The sequence below is a fragment of the Kitasatospora sp. NPDC003701 genome, from assembly GCF_053587085.1.
Window position 1 is genome coordinate 115,393 of sequence record NZ_JBSFNM010000008.1, and the last position, 21,843, is coordinate 137,235.

Sequence of the window (21,843 nt, forward strand, 5' to 3'; positions counted from 1 at the left end):
ATCCTGCCCCGTCATTCCCGTCCTCGCACCCGGTTCGGCGTTACCGGCCGTCCCAGCGGGCCCGCTTCAGGTCGACCCGGGGCGGGTCGGCGAGCTCGCGCAGCGGGGTGCCCTCCTCGCCGTACCGGGCGAGGGCGCGCTGCTCGTGCCCGGGCAGGAACCGGCCGTCCGCGCGGATCACCCGCCACCAGGGCACCGAGCCGCCGTAGAGGGCCATCACCCGGCCGACCTGCCGGGGGCCGCCCTGGCCGAGGTACTCGGCAACGTCCCCGTAGGTCATCACCCGGCCGGGTGGAATCCGCTCGGTCAGGTCGAGCACCAGTTCGGCGAAGGGCGGCAACCCGCCCGGGCCGACGTCGTCGGTAGCGTCCGTCACCTGCGGCATCCTTCCTCACGGGGCCCGACCCGGGGCCCTGTACGAACGACCCGCCGCGCCCGATCCGGCCCCTGTCCAGCACGGGGCGCCGCGGCATGCCACCATCTTCGGGGCGGTGAGTGGTGATACGAGGACAAGACCAGATGACCGGGACGGCTGACGTGGGCGTGGACGAGGACTCCGACGAGTCCTCCGACACCATGCCCGCAGGCCCCGGCGGCGCGCCCGCCGCCACGCCGTCACCGGAAGTCTCCCTGATCAAGGACCGGACGATCAAGACCCCGCAGCCGACCGACCCCGGCGCCGCCCCCGAGACCGAACCCGAGGCCGACCCCGAGGCCGGGGCACCCGGGCCCGCGACCGGGCTGGCCCCGACCGGCGTCCCGGCGCAGCAGCCCGAGCCGGCCCCCGCACCCGAGCCGGTGGACGAGCCGTTCCTGGTACCCGAAGGACACGAGGTCCACGAGGTCCACGAGGTCCACGAGTCGCTGGACGACACCCCGCACCTGGACGTCGACGAGCCGCTGCTCGCCGCCCGCGCGCACCGCCCGTCGGACCTGATCCGCTTCCTGGCCGGCGTGCTCGGCATAGTCTCCGTGTTCGTCCTGGCCGGCGTGGCGACCTCGACCACCACCGGCATCGAGCTGGACATCGCCTCCAACGCCCCGCGCTTCTCCCCGGTGCTCGCCACCATCACCGGCCTGGTCTCCAGCGTCGCGGTGCTCGCCGTCCCGCTCGCCTTCGCGGTCGAGCGGCTGATCAAACGCGACGGCCTGCGGGTCGCCGACGGCGTCCTCGCCTCGGTGCTCGCCTACGGCGTCTCGCTGGGCATCGACTGGTGGGTCGCCGAGGGCGCCTCCGAGCACATCCGGGACGCCCTCACCCGGCTGCCGCTGGACAGCAACGGCACCCTCACCGATCCGGTGCACGGCTATCTGGCACCGGTGATCGCCTACATGACCGCGGTCGGCATGTCGAGCCGGCCGCGCTGGCGGGTCGCCCTCTGGGTGGTGGTGGTCTTCAGCGGGCTCACCGAGCTGCTCGGCGGCTACACCACCCCGCTGTCGCTGCTGCTCACCGTGCTGATCGGCTGGTCCGTCGCGTACGGCACGCTGTACGCGATCGGCTCGCCCAACATCCGGCCCACCGGCCAGCACCTGATGATCGGCCTGCGCAAGGTCGGCTTCACCCCGGCCAGCGCCCACCGCGCCCCCGACGCCCCCGGCGGCACCCGCCGCTACTACGTCGCCCAGCAGAGCGGCCCGCCGCTGGACGTCCACATCATCGACCGCGAGCAGCAGGCCTCCGGCTTCTTCTACCGCGCCTGGCGGCGGCTGCGGCTGCGCTCGGTGGCCGTCCGCCGCAGCCCGCAGTCGCTGCGCCAGGCGCTGGAGCAGGAGGCGCTGATCGCCTACGCGGCCGCCGCCTCGGGCGCCCACTCCCCGCAGCTGGTGGCCACCTCCGAGCTGGGCCCCGACGCCGCGATCCTGGTCTACGAGAACGTCGAGGGCCGGATCCTGGACGACCTCACCGACGCGGAGATCACCGACCGGGTGATGGCCTCGCTCTGGGAGTCCGTCGGCGCCCTGCACGAGCGCCGGATCGCCCACCGCCGGCTCACCGGCGAATCGCTGCTGGTCGTCGACGAGAAGGCGGCCTGCCTGGTCAACCTCTCCGGCGGTGACATCGCCGCCACCGACCTGACGCTGCGCATCGACGTCGCCCAACTGCTGACCACCTTCGCCCTGCGGATCGGCCCGGAGCGGGCGGTCGCCACCGCCAACGCCGTCCTCGGTGCCGACCGGGTCGCGCAGGCGCTGCCGCTGCTGCAGCCGGTCGGGATGAGCCGCTCCACCAGGGTCGACCTGAAGAAGCTCACCAAGGAGCGGAAGACCGCCGCCCGGGCCCAGGCACTGGAACAGGTCGCCGCCGGCGAGCGCACCCAGCAGCAGGCCGAGGAGGACATCGCGGTGGCCGGCGAGGACCTGCTCAGCCGGATCCGCGGCCAGATCCTCCAGATCGCCCCCGAGGCGCCGACCGAGACGGCCAAGCTGGAGCGGCTGAAGCCGAAGAGCCTGATCATGGTGATCGCGCTCACCTTCGCCGCCTACCTCGCGCTGACCACCATCAAGCCGGCCCAGCTCAAGCTCTCCCAGATGGACTGGGCCTGGGCGGCCGTGGCGCTCGCGGCCGCCGCCTTCAGCTACGTCGCCGCCTCGATGAGCCTGACCGGCTTCGTCCCGGAGAAGCTGCCCTTCCGGCGCACGGTGGCGGCCCAGCTGGCCGGCTCCTTCGTCAAGCTGGTCGCGCCGGCCGCGATCGGCGGCATCGCGCTCAACACCCGCTACCTGCAGAAGGCCGGCATCCGGTCCGGGCAGGCGGTCGCCTCGGTCGGCGCCTCCCAGCTGGCGGGTCTGGCCGGGCACCTGCTGCTGCTGTTCAGCTTCGGCCTGATCACCGGCAGCCAGACCAACGGGGACCTCTCCGCCTCCCGCGCGGTGATCATCGGCGTGCTGACCGCCGCCGTGCTCGCCCTGGTGGTCGCGGCCGTCTCCCCGCTGCGGCGGTTCGTGCTGAACCGGCTGCGATCGCTGTTCTTCGGCGTGGTGCCCCGGATGCTCGACCTGATGCAGACGCCCAGCAAGCTCGTCACCGGCTTCGGCGGGATCCTGCTGCTGACGCTCTCCTTCACCGCGTGCCTGGACGCCTCGGTGCAGGCCTTCGGCGGCAGCATCAGCTTCTCGGCGGTCGCGGTGGTCTTCCTGACCGCCAACGCGGCCGGCTCGGCCATCCCCACCCCCGGCGGCATCGGCCCGGTCGAGGTCGCCCTGATCGGTGCGCTCACCGTCGCCGACGTGCCCCCGACGATCGCCACCCCGGCGGTCTTCCTCTACCGGGCGCTCACCTTCTGGCTGCCGGTGCTGCCCGGCTGGATCTCCTACAACGTGCTCCAGCGCAAGGGCGCGCTGTAGGGCGTGTCCGCTAAGTCCCGCCGGGTCCGACGCGACTTCGCGGACACGCCCCGGGCCCCGCGGACGCGGAAAGGGCCCGCCGGAGCGATCCGGCGGGCCCTTTCGGCGTCTGCTAGTAGACCGGCTTGTGCGGCTCGACCTGGTTCACCCAGCCGAGCACGCCGCCGCCGAGGTGGACGGCATTGGCGAAGCCCGCCGCCTTCACCACGGCCAGCACCTCGGCCGAGCGGACGCCCGACTTGCAGTGCAGCACGATCTTCTTGTCCTGCGGCAGCGACTCCAGCGCGTTGCCCATCAGGAACTCGTTCTTCGGGATCAGCACCGCGCCGGGGATGTTGACGATCTCGTACTCACCGGGCTCGCGGACGTCGATCAGGAAGATGTCCTCCTTGTCGTCCTGCCACTGCTTGAGCTGCTTCGAGGTGATCGTCGAACCGGCGGCGGCGGCCTGCGCCTCCTCCGACACGACGCCGCAGAAGGCCTCGTAGTCGATCAGCTCGGTGACCGTCGGGTTCTCGCCGCAGAGCGCGCAGTTCGGGTCCTTGCGGACCTTCACCTGGCGGTAGTTCATCTCCAGGGCGTCGTAGATCATCAGCCGGCCGACCAGCGGCTCGCCGACACCGGCCAGCAGCTTGATCGCCTCGGTGACCTGGATCGAGCCGATGGACGCGCAGAGCACGCCCAGCACGCCGCCCTCGGCGCAGGACGGGACCATGCCCGCCGGCGGGGCCTCGGGGTAGAGGCAGCGGTAGCACGGGCCGTGCTCGGCCCAGAACACGCTGGCCTGGCCGTCGAAGCGGTAGATCGAGCCCCACACGTAGGGCTTGCCGAGCAGCACCGCGGCGTCGTTCACCAGGTAGCGGGTGGCGAAGTTGTCGGTGCCGTCGACGATCAGGTCGTAGCCGGAGAAGATCTCCATCACGTTGTCGTTGTCGAGGCGCTCCTCGTGGAGGATCACGTCGACGTAGGGGTTGATCTCCTTGACCGACTCCCGTGCCGACTCGCCCTTGGAACGGCCGATGTCCGACTGGCCGTGGATGATCTGCCGCTGCAGGTTGGACTCGTCCACCACGTCGAACTCGACGATGCCGAGCGTGCCCACGCCGGCCGCGGCGAGGTACATCAGCGCGGGCGAGCCCAGGCCGCCGGCGCCGACGCACAGCACCTTGGCGTTCTTCAGCCGCTTCTGCCCGGCCATGCCCACGTCGGGGATGATCAGGTGGCGGGAGTACCTGCGGACCTCGTCGACGGTGAGCTCGGCGGCCGGCTCGACCAGGGGTGGCAGCGACACGGGGACTCCGATGGTCGTCAGTTCAGGTGGCCAGGGCCAACCTCTTGTGGCTTCTGCTCTGCCACCGAGGTGGCTCTGCTACGCCAACAGTGTCATGCCGCCCCGGTATTCCGAGACAGCTCGTCCGACTGGCGAGACAGCCGACATCGGATGCTGGGACCGCCCGCCGGGGCCGTCCGGCGGGCGGTCGAGGGCCCTGCGGCCCGCCCTACCGGGCCCGTCGCGCACCCGGGCGGCCGGGCCCGCGGGGGTCAGACCCGGCAGGCCGTCTCCAGCCAGACGTCGCCCAGCGACTCCTCCAGCGGCACCTGCGTCCGCCAGCCGAGACGGTCCCGGGCGGTCCGCACGTCCGCCTGCCGCCACGGCACCGGCTCGCCCGACGGCCCCCGCCCCTCCGCGGGGCGCGACTCCGGCCGGTGGCCCGGGTGGTGCGGGGCCCCGTGCCGGTCGCCGTGGCGATCCCCGTGCCGGTCGAGGTGCTCGACCGGCCCGCCGGCCTGCGCGGGCAGCAGCACGGGCCGGTTCTCCTCCACGATCGCCCCCTCGAAGCCCGAGGCCCGGACCAGCAGCTGGGCCGCCTCACGGGCCCGGACGGCGTGCCCGCTGCCGATGTTGATCACGCCGGTGGCCGCCGACACCGCCGCCGCCTGGATCGCCCGGGCGACGTCCCGGACGTCCACGAAATCCCGGTATCCGGACAGGTCCGGCATCCGCACCTGCGACTCCTCGCGCTCCAGCGCCCGGCGCAGCCCCTCGGCGAGCCGCCCGAACAGCGAGGCCGTCGGCGCCCCCGGCCCCACCACGTCGAACACCCGCAGCACCGCCGCGTCCAGCCCGGAGGCCAGCACCAGCTCCGTCCCGGCGAGCTTGGACACCCCGTACGGGCCGACCGGGCGCGGCTCGGCGCCCTCCGACACCGGCACCCCGCCGGGCACCGGCCCGTACTCGGCCGCCGAACCGACGTGCACCAGCCGGGCCGGCTCCCGGCTGCGCCGGATCGCCTCGCAGACCGTGGCGACGGCCAGCGTGTTCGCCCGGATCAGCGTCCGCGAGCTGCCGTAGGTGGCACCCGCGCAGTTGATCACCACCTGGGGCGCGACGGCGTCCAGGAACCGGGCGAGCGCGCCCGGACTGCCGGTGGTCAGGTCGAAGCGGATGTCGGCCGAGTCACGCCGGCCGAGCACCGTCACCTGCAACTCCTGGTCCACGAGCAGACGATCGGTGACCCGACGGCCGATAAAGCCGTCGGCGCCCAGCAGCAGCACCCTCATCGGGGGTGTCCTTCCACGAAGCGAGGTCGGATTCGACCTGGCGGACAGAGTGAACAACGGGGAGGTCGAACGGTTCGGTGGGGCACGGGCCCGCGTGCGGCCGGCGGCCCGGGCCCGGCGGCCTCAGCGGTGCGCGCCGGCCCGGCCGAGCACCGGCCAGGCGTACGCCAGCAGGGCGAGCGCGACGGCGCCGCCGCCGAGCAGCCAGGCCGTCGGCGCGGACCGGCCCAGCACGAGCGGCGCCGCGACGGCGGCCGGCCCGGCGAGCGCGCCCAGCGCCGCGGCGCCGCCGCGGCCCGACCGGGCCAGCAGCGCGGGCAGCACCAGCAGCAGCCCCAGCACGCCCTGCGCCGCCCACTGGGCGGGCTCGGCCCGCTCGGCCACCAGGTGCAGCAGGCCGCCGCCGCGGTCCGGCCCGGGGCGGGGCGCCACGGCGGTCAGCACCGCGAGGGCGGCGAAGGTCAGCACCGCCAGGACGGCCAGGTGCAGGGCGACGGCCACCGGCAGCACCGGCCGCATCCGGGCCCGGAACTCGGCGAGGGTGCCCGCCACCCTCAGATGGCCGCGGGCGATGTGCCGGAACCACTGCGCCGCCCACTCGGCCGAGCCGGCCGACAGCGCCGCGGCCAGCACCAGCGCGGCCGTCACCCGGCCGTCACCGGCGCCCTCGGACGCGCCGAACCCGGCGCCGACCCCGGCCAGCGGGAGCAGCAGCAGGGCGGCCACCCCGCACCCGTGGCCCAGCACGGCCGGTCGGCGCCACCCGGCGCGGGGCGCGGCGTCCGGCCGCTCCGCGGCGGGCGGCCCGAGCTCCGACTCCGGTCCGGCCCCGGCCCGGCCCCCGGGTGTCCGGACCGGCCGCCCGGTCCCGGCGGCCGGATCGGGGGCGGACAGCGCCGGCAGCAGCGCGAGCGGGACGGCGGCCGGCAGCAGCACCGGCCACCGGCCGGCCCACCCGGCGGCCGCCGCGACCGGCAGCACCGCCAGTGCCGCCGTCCGCAGCGCCGCACCGCCGCGCCGCGGCCGGTGCCCGTCCGGCCCGTCCGCCGGGGCCGGCGGCGGCCGGCGCGGCACCCGGGCGTACAGCTCCTCGGCGAGCGAGAACAGGTCGGCGTGCCGGCAGCGCGCGGCCGTCTCCGGCCCGCACCCGGCCTCCTCCAGCCCGGCGGCGATCTCCAGCGGATCGACGGCCCGCTCGCAGAGCTCCCGGTGCTCCGCCATCACCTCCCGGACCGGATCACCGCAGACCCCGGCCGGACCGGCCGCCGGAGCGCTCCCGCCGGCCGGGGCGCCGCCGGTGACCAGGGCGCCCCCGGTGACCGGCCCGCCGCCGGTGGCCGGTACGCCGCCGGCCATCAGACCGCCTCCGCGAGGGCGCCGGACCGCTCGGACACTTCGTCCTCGTCCTCGCCCCCACCGGCCGGCCGCTCCGCGTTCCCGCCGCCCCGGCGGTCGGCCAGCCAGTACTCGGCGGGCCGGGCGAACGGGCGCGGCTGCTCGCCGGCCGCGCCGCCGGCCCCGGCGGCCGGGTAGGCCGGCCACTGGGAGACCAGCTCCAGGTAGATCTCCCGGAACGCGCCGGTCACCGGCTCCACGGCGAAGCGTTCCTGCGCCCGTAGCCGGCCCGCCAGCCCGAGCCGGGCCCGCCGCTCCGGGTCGCGCAGCAGTGCGAGGCAGGCGCCCGCCAGCGCCTGCGGGTCGCGCGGCGGGACGAGCAGCCCGGTCGGCCCCACCACCTCCCGGGCCACCCCGACATCCGTCGAGACCACCGCCCGGCCGCTCAGCATCGCGTCGGCCAGCAGCCGGGGGCCGCGCTGCGCGAGCGCCGAGAAGACGACCACGGTGCCGCTCTCCCAGGCCGCCGCGACCGAGCCGGGCCGGCCGGCGAACTCCACCGCCGCGGCCACCCCCAACCGGTCGGCCACCGCCTCGCAGTGCGCCCGGTAGCCCGGGACGGCCTCCTCGCCGTGGATCACCAACCGGGCCGCCGGCAGCCCGGACCGGACCCGCGCGAAGGCGTGCAGCATCAGCTCGGTGTCCCGGCCCGGCTCCAACGCGCCCGCCCAAGCCAGGGTCGGCGCGGCCGGCTCCGGCCCGGCCGCCGCCCGGGCCACCGCCGGGGTGCCCTCGTGCACCACCCTGGTCCGCGCCGGATCGGCCCCGCAGCGGCGCTGCCACTGCTGGTCGTGGGCGCTGCCGGGGGTCAGTATCGCGGCCTGCCGGTACGTCTCCTCGGTGAGCGCCCGGAAGAAGGAGAGCAGCAGCGCCCGGACCGGCCACCGGTACGGTGCCTCGCGGTACCCGAGGTACTGCTCGCGCAGGTGCAGGCCGTGCTCGGTGACCACGAACGGCACCCCGTGCAGCTGCTTGGCCGCCAGCGCCGGCAGCGCCGCCGGGCCGCCGCCCACCACGTGGCAGAGGTCCGCCGAGCCGAGTCCGCCCGGCCCGGTGCCGTACCAGGGTGCGGAGAGCGGGCGCAGGCACTGCTCCAGCAGGTCCGCCGCGACCAGCACGTCGCGGACCAGCGGCTGCCCGGCCGAGGTGTCCGCCCCGGGCGAGCGCCAGACCCGCTCCAGCGAGCGCCGGGCATGTGCGGAGGCCAGGAACGCGGGCAGCGCGCCGTCCTCCCGGGCGAGCGCCGCCAGCCGGTACAGCCCGGCCCCGAACGAGGCCCGTTCGCCCGGCATCACCAGCGCCCGGACCAGTCCCTCGTACGCCCGGGCGTACTGCCGTCCGCGCAGCGCCCCGGGCAGCCGGCCGGCCGGGCGACGCCCCCACAGGGCCAGCTCGTGCACCCCGAGCCAGCGGCCCCGCGGGCTCTCGGCGATGCCCGAACCGGCCGCCCCGGCCAGCACGTACAGCTCGAAGTCGTGCTCGGCCAGACCGTCGACCAGCCGGGCGCACCAGCCGCCGGCGCCACGCCGCGGGTGCGGACGGGCACCCTCGGTGAGCAGTGCAACGCGCACGGGAGACCTCCAGAGCAGAGCGGATCGACGGATGGCTGGAGCGGCTTGGTCGGCACCCGGGCGCCCCCGCAGGCGCGGGAACGGGCCCGGGGCGGAGGAGTCCGGTCGGCCGGAAGCACCGCGGCCCGGACCGGCGGTCGCACCGACCGCCGGCCCCCTGCTTGCGGCCGCCCGCCGGCTTCTCCGGTTCTCCGGCGGCCGCCACTCCCCCACACCTGTTCGGTCCGACAGCAGAAAGGTAGGACCGGGCTCCGGCAATCCATCGGTCACATGCCTGGTTGCCACCTGAACGAGTGAACCGGCGTGACCTCGCCCCGGAGCGGGGCGTTACCGCCGGCTCGCGCCCGCACCCCGCTCGGGCCCGCTCAGGCCCGCGCCAGCAGCTCCCGCACCGCCCGGGCCACCTGCTCCGGGTGCTCCATCATCGCCACGTGCCCGGACTCCGGCAGCACCAGCAGCCGGGCGTCCCCGAAGGCCGTGCAGGCCCGCCGCGCCGAGCGGTACGAGACCAGCTTGTCGCGAAGCCCGTACACCAGCAGCGTGGGCGCCTTCACCTGCTCCGCCTGCCGCCAGAGCGCCTGGTCGCCGCGCTCGGTGTAGGCCGAGACGATCCCGCGCGCCGAACCGGCCAGCGCCTCCAGCGCGTGCGGCACCTCGCTGCGCCGCCGGTACTCGGCCACCGCCTCCGCCCGGGCGGCCGGCGACAGGCTCCGCGGGTCGCCGTAGACCAGCCGCAGCAGGCCCTCGGTGGCGTCCTCCGGGCTGCGGCCGTTCGACGGCAGCCGGCGCAGCAGCGCGGGCAGGCCGGGCACCGCGAGCAGCCCGGTCGACCAGGCGGTGCGCTGCGGCGGCAGCTCGGGCAGCGCGGGCGAGATCAGCGTGAGGCTGCGCACCAGGTCGGGGCGGAGCGCGGCGAGCCGGACGGAGACGGCGCCGCCGAGCGAGTTGCCGAACAGGTGCACCGGGCCGCGGCCGGTCGCCTCCAGGTAGCCGATCACCGCGCGCACGTGCCCGGAGAGGGAGAGGTCGCCGTCGGCGGGCGGGGCCGAGTGCCCGAAGCCCGGCAGGTCCAGGGCCTCGCCGTCGACCAGGCCGGCCAGCCGGTCCATCAGCGCCGTCCAGTTGGCCGCCGAACCACCGAGTCCGTGGACGAACAGGGCCGGTTCGCGGCCCCCTGCCGCCCCGGTCGCGGGCCGGTGCACGGCCAGTGCCGCACCCGGGATCTCGACCGTGCGGAACGCCTCGGGTTCCCCCGCCTCCGGACGTATCTGCTGCTCAGCGCTGCTCATGGTGGACGATGGTAGTGAGCCACCGGTGCACCGGGACCGTCTCGGCTGCTGTCACACCACTGCCGTTGCCGGTGGTCAGCGCCGTATTGTGGGCTCCTGACAAGGGGGCTCGGTGCTTTTCTCACGCTCGCCAGGCGCGAACGCGGTTACCGAAAAGTAGAATCGGTCATCTTGCCAGCCCCGAACAACCCGTGAAGTGAGGAGCGCCGTGACGGCCATCCAGGAGGCGCAGGAGCGCCCGCGCGGTGCCCGCCTGCCGCGAAGCGCCCGCCGTGAACAACTGCTCGGTGCCGCCCAGGAGGTGTTTGTCGCGCAGGGCTACCACGCGGCCGCCATGGACGACATCGCCGATCGCGCCGGGGTCAGCAAGCCGGTGCTGTACCAGCACTTCCCCGGGAAGCTGGAGCTCTACCTGGCGCTGCTGGACAAGCACTGCGACGCCCTGGTCGAGTCGACCCGCGAGGCGCTCGCCGCGACCACCGACAACAAGCAGCGGGTGGCGGCGACGATGGAGGCGTACTTCAACTACGTCTCCAGCGAGTCCGGTGCGTTCCGGCTGGTCTTCGAGTCGGACCTGACCAACGAGCCGGCCGTGCGCGAGCGCGTGGAGCGGGCCTCGGACGCCAGCGCGACCCTGGTCAGCAAGGTGATCCAGGAGGACACCGACCTCCCCGAGGCGGAGTCCAAGCTGCTCGCCGCCGGCGTCTGCGGCCTGGCCCAGATCACCGCCCGCTACTGGCTGTCCCAGGGCCTGGAGATCCCCCGCGACGAGGCCGTCCGGCTGGTCGCCAGCCTGGCCTGGCGCGGTCTGAAGGGCTTCCCGATGCACCCCACCAACGAGTCCGGCGAGGCGCAGGCCGCCGACCAGTGATCCGCCGACCTTCGCCTCGGCACTGATCCGGTGCTCTAAGGTGAAGCCGTACGGCGCGATCACCGCGAACGCTTGTCCCAGGCGGTCCGGTGTCCGCGCGTGGCTGGCTGCAACCCCGGAGGGACGGAAGTCGTGGAGGTCAAGATCGGCGTGCAGAACGCGCCGCGCGAGATCGTGATCGAGAGCTCGCAGACTGCCGATGAGGTCGAGAGCGCGATCGCGAAGGCGCTGGAGGGCACCACGAAGCTCTTCTCGCTGACCGACGAGCACGGCCGCCGCGTCATCGTCCCGGCCGAGCGCCTGGCGTACGTGGAGATCGGCGAGCAGGCCGCCCGCAAGGTCGGGTTCGGCACGCTCTGAGCTGCTTCGCGGTGCCCCGTTCCCTCCCCGAGGGAACGGGGCACCGCTGCGTGTACGGCCGGGAGGACCGGGGTACGGCGCAAGTGTGCGGCCGTCCGAAGGCCGCGCACCCGCGTACCGGGGAGGCACCCTTGCTGGTCGAGTCGATCGCCTTCGCCCTCGTCGGCCTGATCGTCGGGGCGGCCGCGCTGTTGGCCCTGCCGGCGTACTTCCCGGCCGGCCGGGGGCTGACGCTCGGCACGGCACTGGTGTCGGCCCTGCTCAGCGGGGTGATCACGCACTTCACCCTGGACGGCCGGTTCCCGGCGGTCAGCATCGGCGTCGCGGCGGTCGCCTCGGCGCTGCTCACCTCGGTCCTGGCCCGGCCGGACCTCGCGGCCGGGCGCCAGCCCGCGCACGTGCACCGCCCGCACCGGGCGGGCGCACACCGCCGGCAGCGGCACGCCTGAGCCGCGCCGGCCCGGGAACGCCCGTCAGGAGGCGAGCCCCAGCGCGGCCATCCGCTTGGTGTGCGCCTCGGTGATCCGGTTGAACATCTTGCCGACCTCGACCAGGTCGAAGCCCTGCACCTGCACGCCGCCGACCAGCAGGTTGGAGAGCGCGTCCCGCTCGGCGACCACCCGCTGGGCCTGGCTCAGCGCCTCGCCCATCAGCCGCCGGCCCCAGAGCGCCAGCCGGCCGCCCGAGCGCGGGTCGGCCTCGATGGCCTGCCGCACCTTGTCGACGGCGAACTGCGCGTGCCCGGTGTCCGACATCACGCCGAGGACCAGGTCACGGGTGTCGTCGTCCAGCCGGACGGCCACCTCGCGGTAGAAGTCGGTCGCGATCGCGTCGCCGACGTAGGCCTTGACCAGGCCCTCCAGCCAGTCCGAGGGCGCGGTCATCCGGTGGAACAGCTCCAGCGGCTCGACGAAGGGCTGCATCGCCTCCTGCGGGTCCGCGCCCACCTCGGCGAGCCGGTCGTGCAGCCGCTGGTAGTGCTGGAACTCCGCGGAGGCCATCCGGGCCAGCGCGGCCTTGTCGGCGAGGCCCGGCGCGAGCTTGGCGTCCTCGGCGAGCCGCTCGAAGGCGCTCAGCTCGCCGTAGGCGAGGGCGCCGAGCAGGTCCAGCACGGCCGCCCGGTAGCCCGGATCGGCCGAGCAGCTCGCCCAGTCGCCGATCGAGCCGGCCGCGTCGTCCTGCGTCTCACCATGGGTCTCCATGACCTGCCACCTTAGTCCGGCGCGGCCCCCCGCACACGCCTGGTGCCGGTCGGACGCCGCTCCCCGGGCGGACCACGGGGAGGCCGCTCCGGCGCCCCCGCGCCGGGACGGCGCGAACGATGTCAGACGCGTCACGTGTTCGAGTCGTCGCGTGACTGTATGGTGGTAGCGAGGTCCGTAGTGCTCGCACGGTGTCACCGCCGTCTCGGTGCGCCGGGCAAGCCCGCTCCGTAGCGGCACCGTCCACCAGGACGTGTCCGCACTGGAAGCCGGGTACTCACGTACGCGGATGCCCGGTCGGAGAGCCGATCGGCTCCGACCATGGCTTGGACTTCAAGCCTTGGCACCGCATCAGTGGCCGAGCGAGGGCCGCCGCGGACCGCGCCGCCCGGCGCAAGGTCCCGCGCAGGTCCCTCACGGGATTCATCCCCCACGCCGCCGGAGACGCGCCCCTTGACCGGGCCGCGCGCACCGGCCGGCCGCAGGGACCAGCGCGGTTGTGCGTCCGCGCAGCTGTATTCAGGGCCCAACGGCCCGTACGCAGCCGCGCGGCTGCCCGCCGCTCTCTCGCTCTCGGCCCCTCCACACGGAAGAGGCAGCACCCTGTCCACCACCGCTGAACCCACCAAGACCACTTTCCGGGACCTGGGGATCCTCCCGGAGACCGCCGAGGCCCTTGAGGCCGTCGGCATCATCCACCCCTTCCCCATCCAGGAGATGACCCTCCCGGTCGCGCTGACCGGCCACGACGTCATCGGCCAGGCCAAGACCGGCACCGGCAAGACCCTCGGTTTCGGCCTCCCGCTGATCGAGCGCGTCGTCGTCCGGGCCGACATCGACGCCGGCCGGGCCACCGAGGACCAGCTCTCCGACGGCCCGCAGGCGCTGATCGTCGTCCCGACCCGCGAGCTGTGCACCCAGGTCACCAACGACCTGCAGACGGCCGGCAAGGTCCGCGACGTCCGCGTGCTCGCGATCTACGGCGGCCGCGCGTACGAGCCGCAGGTCGAGGCGCTCAAGAAGGGCGTCGACATCATCGTCGGCACCCCGGGCCGCCTGCTCGACCTCGCGGGGCAGCGCAAGCTGGACCTGTCGAAGGTCCGCGCGCTGGTCCTCGACGAGGCCGACGAGATGCTCGACCTGGGCTTCCTGCCCGACGTCGAGAAGATCATCACCATGCTGCCCGCCAAGCGGCAGACCCTGCTGTTCTCGGCGACCATGCCGGGCCAGGTCATCAGCCTCGCCCGCCGGTACATGAGCCAGCCGACCCACATCCGGGCCGCCGCGCCGGACGACACCGGCCACACCGTGGCCAACACCACCCAGCACATCTTCCGGGCGCACTCGCTCGACAAGGTGGAGATGGTCTCGCGCATCCTGCAGGCCGACGGCCGCGGCCTGGCGATGATCTTCTGCCGGACCAAGCGCACCGCCGCCGACGTCTCCGACCAGCTCACCCAGCGCGGCTTCGCGGCCGGCGCGGTGCACGGCGACCTCGGCCAGGGCGCCCGCGAGCAGGCGCTGCGGGCCTTCCGCGGCGGCAAGGTCGACGTGCTGGTCTGCACCGACGTCGCGGCCCGCGGCATCGACGTCGAGGGCGTCACCCACGTCATCAACTACCAGTGCCCCGAGGACGAGAAGACGTACCTCCACCGGATCGGCCGCACCGGCCGCGCCGGGGCCTCCGGCACCGCCGTCACCCTGGTGGACTGGGACGACATCCCGCGCTGGCAGCTGATCAACAAGGCGCTGGACCTCAAGTTCAACGAGCCGGAGGAGACCTACTCCACCTCGCCGCACCTGTACGAGCTGCTGAAGATCGCCAAGGGCACCACCGGTGTGCTGCCGCGTTCTGAGCGGACCCGGGCCGGGCTCGGCGCGGAGGAGGTCGAGGACCTCGGCGAGACCGGCGGTCGCGGTGCGCGCTCCACCCCCGGTCGCGCCCCCCGGGGCGGCCGGGCCGGCAACGGCCGCGCCGCCGCGCCCGCCGCCGAGGCGGTCGAGGAGAAGCCGGCCCGCCGCACCCGTGAGCGCCGCCGCACCCGCGGTGGTTCCACCGTCGCCGCCGACGCGGTGCTCGACGCGCCCGCCGAGGCCGTCGCCGCGGTCGACGCCCCGGCGGCTCCGGCCGTCGAGGGTGCCGAGGGCGAGGCCCCGCGCCGTCGCCGCCGCCGTCCGCGCAGCACCGCCGCCGGCGAGACCGCCGCCGCCGCGGTGGCCGAGGCGCCCGCCGCGGTCGCCGAGGCCGCTGCTCCGGCCGCCGCCGAGAAGGCTCCGGCGAAGACCCCGGAGAAGGCCTCGGAGCAGTCCGAGGAGAAGCCGGCCGTCAAGCGGACCCGCTCGCGGGCCAAGGCGAAGACCGAGCCCGCCGCCGAGGCCGCCCCGGCGCCCGAGGCCGGCGCGGACGCCCCGGCCGAGGCCCCGGCCCCGCGCCGCCGGGCCCGCACCCGCCGCCCGGCCGCCGCGGCCCCCGAGGCGACGCCGGAGGGCTGATCCCGCCGCAGCGCCACCCGGAGGGGGCGGCCCCGTCCAGCACAGGACGGGGCCGCCCCCTCCGGCGTGTCCGCCCGGCTACGCTCGGGGGTTACCGGCCAGTCGCCCCGCCGCACCGCAGGAGATCGCCCATGAGCACGCCGCCGTTCCTCACCCTCCCCCGCTGTGCGCGCGCCCTGCGGGTGGCCACCGCGCGCGGGGAGTTCGCCGCGCTGCGGGCCGAGCCGGCGGGTGCGGTCCGCGGGACGGCCCTGCTCGTCCCCGGGTTCACCGGCAGCAAGGAGGACTTCATCGCGCTGCTGGAGCCGCTGGCCGAGGCCGGCTACCGGGTGACCGCGATCGACCAGCGCGGCCAGTACGAGAGCGGCGGCCCCGACGACCCGGCCGCCTACGCCGTCGACGCCCTGGGGGCGGACGTCCGGGCGCTCTCCGAGGTGCTCGCCGAGGGCGCCGCACCGCTGCACCTGCTCGGCCACTCCTTCGGCGGCCAGGTGGTCCGGGAGGCCGTCCTCGCCGCCACCGCCGACGGCCCGCTGCCGTGGAGTTCGCTGACGCTGATGTCCACCGGGCCCGCCTCGATCGAGCCCGGCGAGGCGGAGCGGACCAAGCTGCTGATCGACGTGCTGCCGTCGATGAGCCTGGAGGAGATCTGGCAGGTGCTCCAGCAGATGGAGCAGCAGGAGCAGGAGCAGGGCGGTGACCGGGCGCGCCGCCCGTCCCCCGAGGTCGCGGACTTCCTGCACCGCCGCTGGGTGGCCAACGTGCCGCAGGCGCTCGCCACCACCGGCGCCCATCTGATCGCCGCTCCCGACCGGGTGGACGAGCTGGCCGCGACCGCGAGCGCGCTGCCCGCCCTGGTGCTCTCCGGGGTCCGGGACTACGCCTGGCCGGTGCCGGAGCAGTCGCGGATGGCCGAGCGCCTGGGCGCCCGGCGCGTGGTGATCGAGGACGCCGGCCACTCCCCCAACGCCGAGCGGCCGGCCGCCACCGCCGCGGCCCTGCGGGACTTCTGGGGCTGAGCCCGGACCGCCCCGCGCACCGTCCGACCCGCGCCCGCGACCGTCCCGCCACGACCCCGCGCCACCGCGGGGCCCGCACCGCGACCGGGCGGTCGCGCCCCGCGGTGGCGAATCCCACAGGACAAAAGTCGTTAGTTGCGGTAATATTTGATTCTGTCCGGGAATCATCGTCGCTGGCGACGCTGGCGAGAATCCGCCGAAACCTGGACTTCACGGACGGGCAACGGCCCGGTAGCAGCGCCACGACACAGTGGTTCACGAGGTACCAGACGCACTTGGCAAACAGGGGGAGCCCCTTTGCCTCAGCAGATCGTCGACCGTTCGAGCCGACAGACCGCGAAAGGGCTGATACCCACTCAGCCACGACCGCCCCGCCCGACGGGGCAAGAGAAGGAGAGGCCCATGCGCTTCGAGATCCTCCGCCTGGACGACACCCACGGCACCGCCACCGACCGCGTGATCGCCGACGCCGAAACCGTCCGCGAACTCGTCCAGGCCGCCGCCCGCACCGGCGAGCGCCTGCTCATCCGTCCGTGCCCGACCGTCTGATCCGGCGCGGCGCCTCCGACCGGGAGCCCTCACCCGCCGCCGAAGAGCCGGGAGCGTCCGATCCCGACGTTCCGATACCCGACTGACGCCCTGTCACCGCGATCGCCGATGACGGGGCGTCAGTGCGTCCGGACCCGCTCCCCGCGCGGTGGCACCGACGTTTGCCGCCGCCCGCCGCTGGACATCCCCTAGCGGGAACCGCCCGCAGCGCGCCCACCCGGCGCGAACGGGTGTCCGCACCGACAGGTGCCGCCGCGCCCTCCGTACGGGTGATCGTCCTTGACGCGGCGGTCCGGAGGGAGGAGCGTTGTCCGCTATGAGGGGCGAGCCAAGCTGCCCGAGGTGCGCCGGTCGGGTCCGCGCCCCCGGTCTGTTCTCAGACACCTGGCAGTGTGACCGGCACGGAGCGGTGCACCCGATGCAGCCGGTGCTGCCCCCGAGTGTGGAGGCGCTCGGCGTGGCCGTCGCCCGTTCCCAGGTCCCGGTCTGGCTGCCCTGGCCGCTGCCGGTCGGCTGGCTCTACACCGGCATCGCACACGTCGGCGACGACGTCTCGGGCGCCCGGGCCACCGCCGTCGCCTGCTCCGGCCCGGCTCCGCTGGGCGGCTTCGGCGAGCTGGTACTGGTCGCGGAGGAGCTCGGGGTCGGGCTCGGCGCCCGGTACGCGGGCCTGTCCGGTCCCGACCCGGGCGAGTCGGTCTCCCTCTACAAGCCCGCCGACGCCAAGCTGATGGCGGCCGGGCGGCCCACCCCGATGTTCCACGTCCCGGACGCACCGGCCGACCGCGCGGTGTTCGTCGGCGAGGCCCGCGGCCTCTGGCTCTGGGCGGTGGCCTGGCCGGAGCAGTCGGCGCTGGTGATGTACGACGAGCTGGTCCTCACCGACCTGCGCGAGGCCGGCGCCGAGCTGGACCTGCTGCCCTGCGGCGCGCTCTCCCCCCAACTGCTCGGCTGACGGCCCCGCGGGTGCCCGCACTATCCTGGGCGACACCCGCCGCCCAGCCCAGGAGCCGACTCCGTGCGCATCGACCTGCACGCCCACAGCAACGCGTCCGACGGCACCGACAGCCCGGCCGAGCTGGTCGCGGCGGCCGCCGCCGCGGGCCTGGACGTGGTGGCGCTCACCGACCACGACACCGTCGCCGGCCACGCCGAGGCCGCCGAGGCGGTGCGCGCGCTGCCGGCCGGCAGCCGGCTGGCCCTCGTCCCCGGCGCCGAGCTGTCCTGCGCGGTGGACGGCATCAGCCTGCACCTGCTGGCCTACCTCTTCGACCCGGCCGAGCCGGAGTTCGCGCGCGAGCGCGAGCTGGTGCGCACCGACCGGTTCCGGCGCGGGCGGGCGGTCGTCGAACGCTGCCGCGCGCTGGGCGCCGACATCAGCTGGGAGCAGGTGCAGCGGATCGCGGGGGCCGGTTCGGTCGGCCGGCCGCACATCGCCAGCGCCCTGGTCGAGGCGGGGGTGGTGGCCACCGTCTCCGACGCCTTCACCCCGGACTGGCTGGCCAACGGCGGGCGGGCGGACGTCCGCAAGCACGAGACCGACCCGGCCGAGGCCGTCCGGCTGGTCCGGGCGGCGGGCGGGGTGCCGGTCTTCGCCCACCCGGGCGCGGTCAAGCGCGGGCGGACCGTCTCCGACCAGGTGATCGCGGACCTCGCGGCGGCCGGGCTCGCGGCGCTGGAGGTCGACCACACCGACCACGACGAGCCCACCCGGGCCCGGCTGCGCGCCCTGGCGGCCGACCTCGGCCTGCTGACCACCGGCTCCAGCGACTACCACGGCAGCCGCAAGACCGTCCGGCTCGGCGAGCACACCACCGACCCCGGCGTCTACGAGGCGCTGCTGGCCCAGGCCACCGGCGCGAAGCCGATCGGGGGCTGAGCCCTCCCGGCCGGGCACGCGGGCGTGCGGGAGCGTGCGGCCGGGTGCGGCCGCGGCGCGCGCCCCCGTGGCGCCGGCGGTGGACGCCGGCCCGGAGACCCCCGGGTGACCGGGCGTCAGTCCAGCGGCACGCCGCGGCGGTCGGCGTCGCGCAGATCGGTGCCGTGCTTCAGCCAGCGCTCCTCCAGCGCGGCCGCGCCGTGCACCCGCTTCCAGCCCGCCTCGTTGGGCGTCATCGGCAGCAGCGGCAGGAAGCGCACCGGGTCGGCCGGCTCGTCCAGCTCCAGATCGGCCACCAGACCGCCCGGCTCGGCGGCCAGCACCGAGGTGAACGGGGCACCGTCCCAGAGCGGGGCGCCGAGGTCCAGCGAGCCGCCGGGGGCCAGCACCAGGCCCTCCACCTGCGGCGTCGCGGCGAAGGTGGCCAGGGTGCGGAGCACGCTGTCCCGGGCCCCACGGACCGTCAGCACCAGTTCCGCGCGCGGGCCGCGGAGCTGGTCGGCGACCGGCGCGGTCGGGTCCGCCATCGGCGCGGCGGCCATCCCGAGCGTGGCGTAGCGGACCAGGCCCTCGGCGTCCGGGCCGAAGCGCAGCACCTCGATCCGGTCCGCGCCGAGGAAGGTGACCGCGGCCCGGCCGCTCGGCTCGCCGAAGGTGGTCAGCAGCCGGGCCTCGACGGCGGCCAGCACCGCCTCGCGGGAGAGGCCGGCGGGGTCGTGGGAGCCGCCGGAGGGGTCACCGAAGAGCGGAAAGTCGTGCGCCATGCCGGTGAGCGTAACCGGTGCGTCCGCGGGGCCGGCACGGCCACCAGGAGAACGTCGCAGCGACGATGCCCGGTCAGATGTTAGTGTGAGCGACTGGCCACCGGGGATCCTCTCTCCGGGGCAGCGGCGTGAAGGAGGTGGTTGCGGTGGATACCAGCCGACCATGCAGTACCGGCAGCTCTACCCGGCCCGGACGCCTTCCCCGTACCCCTCGCCTCGCAGGCTGAAACAGCAGCACCACTAGCTGGAACAGCAGCCGCGTCCACCGAGACGATCGAGGCGGTGTCGGCCCGGCCGGGAGAGCACCCTCACCGGCGTCCGGTCGTTCCAGCGCGAGCCCCAGCAAGGCCGAGGACCGACCGCAGGCGTCATTCCACCGGTGTTCCATGCCGTCGCACCACGGCCACCCGTCACCGCGCCGCCGTGCGGCGGTTCCTGCCCAGGGAGCCTGCCATGTCGATGATCAACAGCCTGCGCGCAGCCGTCCGCACCAACCGCCGTCGCTCCGCGGCCGGCCTGTTCGACTCGATCCACCCGGGCCAGTCCGCCTCCGCGGTGGTGGACTGCGCGGTCTACCAGTCCGGCAAGCGGCACGGCGAGAGCTGCAGCCCGCGCGAGGCGGCCCGCCGGGTGAAGGCCTCGCGGCAACTGCCGGACGGTGCAGGATCGTTCAGCTGGATCGGGCTGCACGAGCCGACCGAGGCCGAGTTCGAGGGCATCGCGCAGCGCTTCGGCCTGCACCCGCTGGCGGTCGAGGACGCCGTCCACGCGCACCAGCGGCCCAAGGTCGAGCGCTACGACGACGTGCTGTTCGCCGTCTTCAAGACGATCCGCTACGTCGAGCACGACCAGCTCACCCCGACCAGCGAGGTGGTCGAGACCGGCGAGCTGATGGTCTTCGCCGGGCGGGACTTCGTCATCACCGTCCGGCACGGCGGGCACAGTTCGCTGCAGGAGCTGCGGCACCGGCTGGAGGCCGACGCGGACGGCTCCGGGCTGCTGGCCAAGGGCCCCTCGGCGGTCCTGCACGCCATCGCCGACCACGTGGTGGACAACTACCTGCTGGTCGCCGACCGGCTGCAGACGGACGTCGACGAGATCGAGTTCGACGTCTTCTCCAACAAGGGCGGCCGGGGCACCGACGTCGGCCGGGTCTACCAGCTCAAGCGCGAGGTGCTGGAGTTCAAGCGGGCGGTGACGCCGCTGCTGCGGCCCATGCAGCAGCTCTCCGAGCCGCTCCAGCGGCTGGTCGACCCGGACATCCAGAAGTACTTCCGGGACGTCGCCGACCACCTCGCCCGGGTCACCGAGCAGGTGCACGGCTTCGACGAACTGCTGAACTCGCTGCTCCAGGCCAACCTGGCACAGGTCTCGGTCGCGCAGAACGAGGACATGCGCAAGATCACCGCCTGGGCGGCGATCTTCGCCGTGCCCACCATGATCACCGGCGTCTACGGCATGAACTTCGACTACATGCCGGAGCTGCACCACAAGTACGGCTACCCGATGGTGCTCGGCAGCGTCATCCTGATCTGCGTCGGGATGTACCGCGGCTTCCGCCGCAACGGCTGGCTGTAGCCGGCCGTCACCTCCGGCCGCCCCGGGCCACCAGCACCAGGCCCAGCAGGATCAGCACCACCGCCGGGTAGGCGGCCACCGGGGGCCACTGGCCGAGCCAGAGCGCCGCGATCAGCGCGGCGCCCGGGGTCTCCAGCAGGATCGCGGTGGAGGTGAGGGACGGGCCGAGGGTGCGCACCACCCGGTTGCTGAGCGAGTGGCCGAGCAGCTGCGCGGTGACCATCAGCAGCACGATCTGCCACCAGACGCCGGCCGGCCAGCCGGACATCGACGTCCCGGCCGCCAGGCAGACCGCCAGCAGGACCACCGCCGTGGTGGCGTAGCAGACCAGGGTGTAGGCGGTGGTGCTGACGGTGCGGCGGACCTCGGCCCCCAGCAGCATGTAGCCGGCCGCGGCGAGGCCCGCGCCGAGCGCCAGCGCGTCGCCCAGCAGGGCGCGCGGCGAGAGCGTGAGGTCGACCCCGGTGAGCACCAGCACGCCGGCGAAGGCCACCGTCATGCCGATCCAGACCGCGCGGGGCGCCCGCACCCCGCGCAACCGCATCAGCAGGATGGTCCAGAGCGGGGTGGTGGTCACCAGCGCGGTCGCCGAGGCCACCGAGGTCATCCGCAGGCTCGGCATCCAGAGCGCGAAGTGCACGGCGAGCAGCGCGCCGGCCGCCACCGCCAGCAGCAGCGCCCGGCGGCCGATCCCGCGCAGCTCGGCCCGGTGGCGCAGCAGCGCGTACGGGCCCAGCACGCCGACCGACATGACGTTGCGCCAGAACGCGATCGCCAGGGCGGGGGCCGCGGTGGCGCTGATCAGCGGCGCGGAGAGCGAGATGCCGGAGACCGAGACGGCGAGCAGCAGCAGGTCGATCCTGGGGAGCGGCTGGGTCGGCGCCGCTGCGGCGGAGCCGGACGCGATGGAGGGGGCTGCGGTCTCGGGCCGGGCGGGCACGGCGCTCCTCGGGCTCGGGGTGG

At 74.9% G+C, this 21,843-nt stretch carries 19 protein-coding genes; 10 read left to right on the forward strand and 9 right to left on the reverse strand.

Features of this window, described 5'->3' with window-relative positions; all coding sequences use genetic code 11:
- Window positions 1–40: 40 nt before the first annotated feature.
- Window positions 41–385: an MGMT family protein gene (locus ACWDRR_RS10395; protein ID WP_449771765.1), complete on the reverse strand. Its 345-nt coding sequence runs from the start codon at window positions 383–385 to the stop codon at window positions 41–43.
- Between the two features lie 134 nt (window positions 386–519).
- On the opposite strand from ACWDRR_RS10395, the gene ACWDRR_RS10400 reads away from it, so the two are divergent.
- Window positions 520–3,348 (forward strand): flippase-like domain-containing protein, encoded by a 2,829-nt coding sequence (locus ACWDRR_RS10400; protein WP_449771766.1) that lies wholly within the window; start codon window positions 520–522, stop codon window positions 3,346–3,348.
- Window positions 3,349–3,460: 112 nt separating this feature from the next.
- On the opposite strand, the gene moeZ is transcribed toward ACWDRR_RS10400, so the two are convergent.
- The 5 genes from moeZ to ACWDRR_RS10425 form a co-directional block, all read right to left on the reverse strand.
- Window positions 3,461–4,639, reverse strand: coding sequence for an adenylyltransferase/sulfurtransferase MoeZ (gene moeZ, locus ACWDRR_RS10405; RefSeq protein ID WP_449771767.1), 1,179 nt, complete (start codon window positions 4,637–4,639; stop codon window positions 3,461–3,463).
- A gap of 251 nt (window positions 4,640–4,890) precedes the next feature.
- On the reverse strand, window positions 4,891–5,910 hold the full coding sequence (locus ACWDRR_RS10410; RefSeq protein ID WP_449771768.1) for an NAD-dependent epimerase/dehydratase family protein: 1,020 nt from the start codon (window positions 5,908–5,910) through the stop codon (window positions 4,891–4,893).
- A 123-nt stretch (window positions 5,911–6,033) separates the two neighbouring features.
- A complete protein-coding gene (locus ACWDRR_RS10415) occupies window positions 6,034–7,266 on the reverse strand; it encodes a hypothetical protein (RefSeq protein ID WP_449771769.1) in 1,233 nt (410 codons plus the stop codon).
- A complete protein-coding gene (locus tag ACWDRR_RS10420; protein ID WP_449771770.1) occupies window positions 7,266–8,876 on the reverse strand; it encodes a DUF3492 domain-containing protein in 1,611 nt (536 codons plus the stop codon). Before ACWDRR_RS10420 ends, ACWDRR_RS10415 begins: the two co-directional genes overlap by 1 nt.
- 365 nt (window positions 8,877–9,241) lie before the next feature.
- Window positions 9,242–10,165: an alpha/beta fold hydrolase gene (locus ACWDRR_RS10425; RefSeq protein WP_449771771.1), complete on the reverse strand. Its 924-nt coding sequence runs from the start codon at window positions 10,163–10,165 to the stop codon at window positions 9,242–9,244.
- A 208-nt stretch (window positions 10,166–10,373) separates the two neighbouring features.
- On the opposite strand from ACWDRR_RS10425, the gene ACWDRR_RS10430 reads away from it, so the two are divergent.
- The 3 genes from ACWDRR_RS10430 (at window position 10,374) to ACWDRR_RS10440 (ending at window position 11,845) form a co-directional block, all read left to right on the forward strand.
- Window positions 10,374–11,036, forward strand: a complete 663-nt coding sequence (locus ACWDRR_RS10430; RefSeq protein WP_449771772.1) for a TetR/AcrR family transcriptional regulator — start codon at window positions 10,374–10,376, stop codon at window positions 11,034–11,036.
- Between the two features lie 132 nt (window positions 11,037–11,168).
- Window positions 11,169–11,396, forward strand: a complete 228-nt coding sequence (locus ACWDRR_RS10435; RefSeq protein ID WP_360632871.1) for a DUF3107 domain-containing protein — start codon at window positions 11,169–11,171, stop codon at window positions 11,394–11,396.
- A gap of 131 nt (window positions 11,397–11,527) precedes the next feature.
- Complete coding sequence (locus ACWDRR_RS10440) at window positions 11,528–11,845, forward strand: hypothetical protein (protein WP_449771773.1); 318 nt, start codon at window positions 11,528–11,530, stop codon at window positions 11,843–11,845.
- 24 nt (window positions 11,846–11,869) lie between these two features.
- Here the strand turns inward: ACWDRR_RS10440 and ACWDRR_RS10445 are convergent, their stop codons facing one another.
- A complete protein-coding gene (locus ACWDRR_RS10445) occupies window positions 11,870–12,598 on the reverse strand; it encodes a ferritin-like fold-containing protein (protein ID WP_387895197.1) in 729 nt (242 codons plus the stop codon).
- Between the two features lie 513 nt (window positions 12,599–13,111).
- Between ACWDRR_RS10445 and ACWDRR_RS10450 the strand changes: the two genes are divergently transcribed.
- The 5 genes from ACWDRR_RS10450 (at window position 13,112) to ACWDRR_RS10470 (ending at window position 18,538) form a co-directional block, all read left to right on the forward strand.
- Window positions 13,112–15,091 (forward strand): DEAD/DEAH box helicase, encoded by a 1,980-nt coding sequence (locus tag ACWDRR_RS10450; protein WP_449771870.1) that lies wholly within the window; start codon window positions 13,112–13,114, stop codon window positions 15,089–15,091.
- A gap of 131 nt (window positions 15,092–15,222) precedes the next feature.
- Window positions 15,223–16,110, forward strand: coding sequence for an alpha/beta fold hydrolase (locus tag ACWDRR_RS10455; RefSeq protein WP_449771774.1), 888 nt, complete (start codon window positions 15,223–15,225; stop codon window positions 16,108–16,110).
- A 402-nt stretch (window positions 16,111–16,512) separates the two neighbouring features.
- The gene (locus tag ACWDRR_RS10460) at window positions 16,513–16,659 is read left to right on the forward strand and encodes a hypothetical protein (RefSeq protein ID WP_380576703.1); all 147 of its coding nucleotides are present in this window, start codon (window positions 16,513–16,515) and stop codon (window positions 16,657–16,659) included.
- A gap of 316 nt (window positions 16,660–16,975) precedes the next feature.
- Window positions 16,976–17,614, forward strand: a complete 639-nt coding sequence (locus ACWDRR_RS10465) for a DUF6758 family protein (protein WP_387885107.1) — start codon at window positions 16,976–16,978, stop codon at window positions 17,612–17,614.
- 63 nt (window positions 17,615–17,677) lie between these two features.
- Window positions 17,678–18,538, forward strand: coding sequence for a PHP domain-containing protein (locus ACWDRR_RS10470; protein WP_449771775.1), 861 nt, complete (start codon window positions 17,678–17,680; stop codon window positions 18,536–18,538).
- A gap of 116 nt (window positions 18,539–18,654) precedes the next feature.
- Here the strand turns inward: ACWDRR_RS10470 and ACWDRR_RS10475 are convergent, their stop codons facing one another.
- Window positions 18,655–19,302, reverse strand: coding sequence for a suppressor of fused domain protein (locus ACWDRR_RS10475; protein ID WP_449771776.1), 648 nt, complete (start codon window positions 19,300–19,302; stop codon window positions 18,655–18,657).
- A gap of 453 nt (window positions 19,303–19,755) precedes the next feature.
- Between ACWDRR_RS10475 and corA the strand changes: the two genes are divergently transcribed.
- Window positions 19,756–20,880: a magnesium/cobalt transporter CorA gene (corA, locus tag ACWDRR_RS10480; RefSeq protein ID WP_449771777.1), complete on the forward strand. Its 1,125-nt coding sequence runs from the start codon at window positions 19,756–19,758 to the stop codon at window positions 20,878–20,880.
- Between the two features lie 7 nt (window positions 20,881–20,887).
- On the opposite strand, the gene ACWDRR_RS10485 is transcribed toward corA, so the two are convergent.
- The gene (locus tag ACWDRR_RS10485; RefSeq protein ID WP_449771778.1) at window positions 20,888–21,820 is read right to left on the reverse strand and encodes a DMT family transporter; all 933 of its coding nucleotides are present in this window, start codon (window positions 21,818–21,820) and stop codon (window positions 20,888–20,890) included.
- Window positions 21,821–21,843 lie beyond the last annotated feature (23 nt).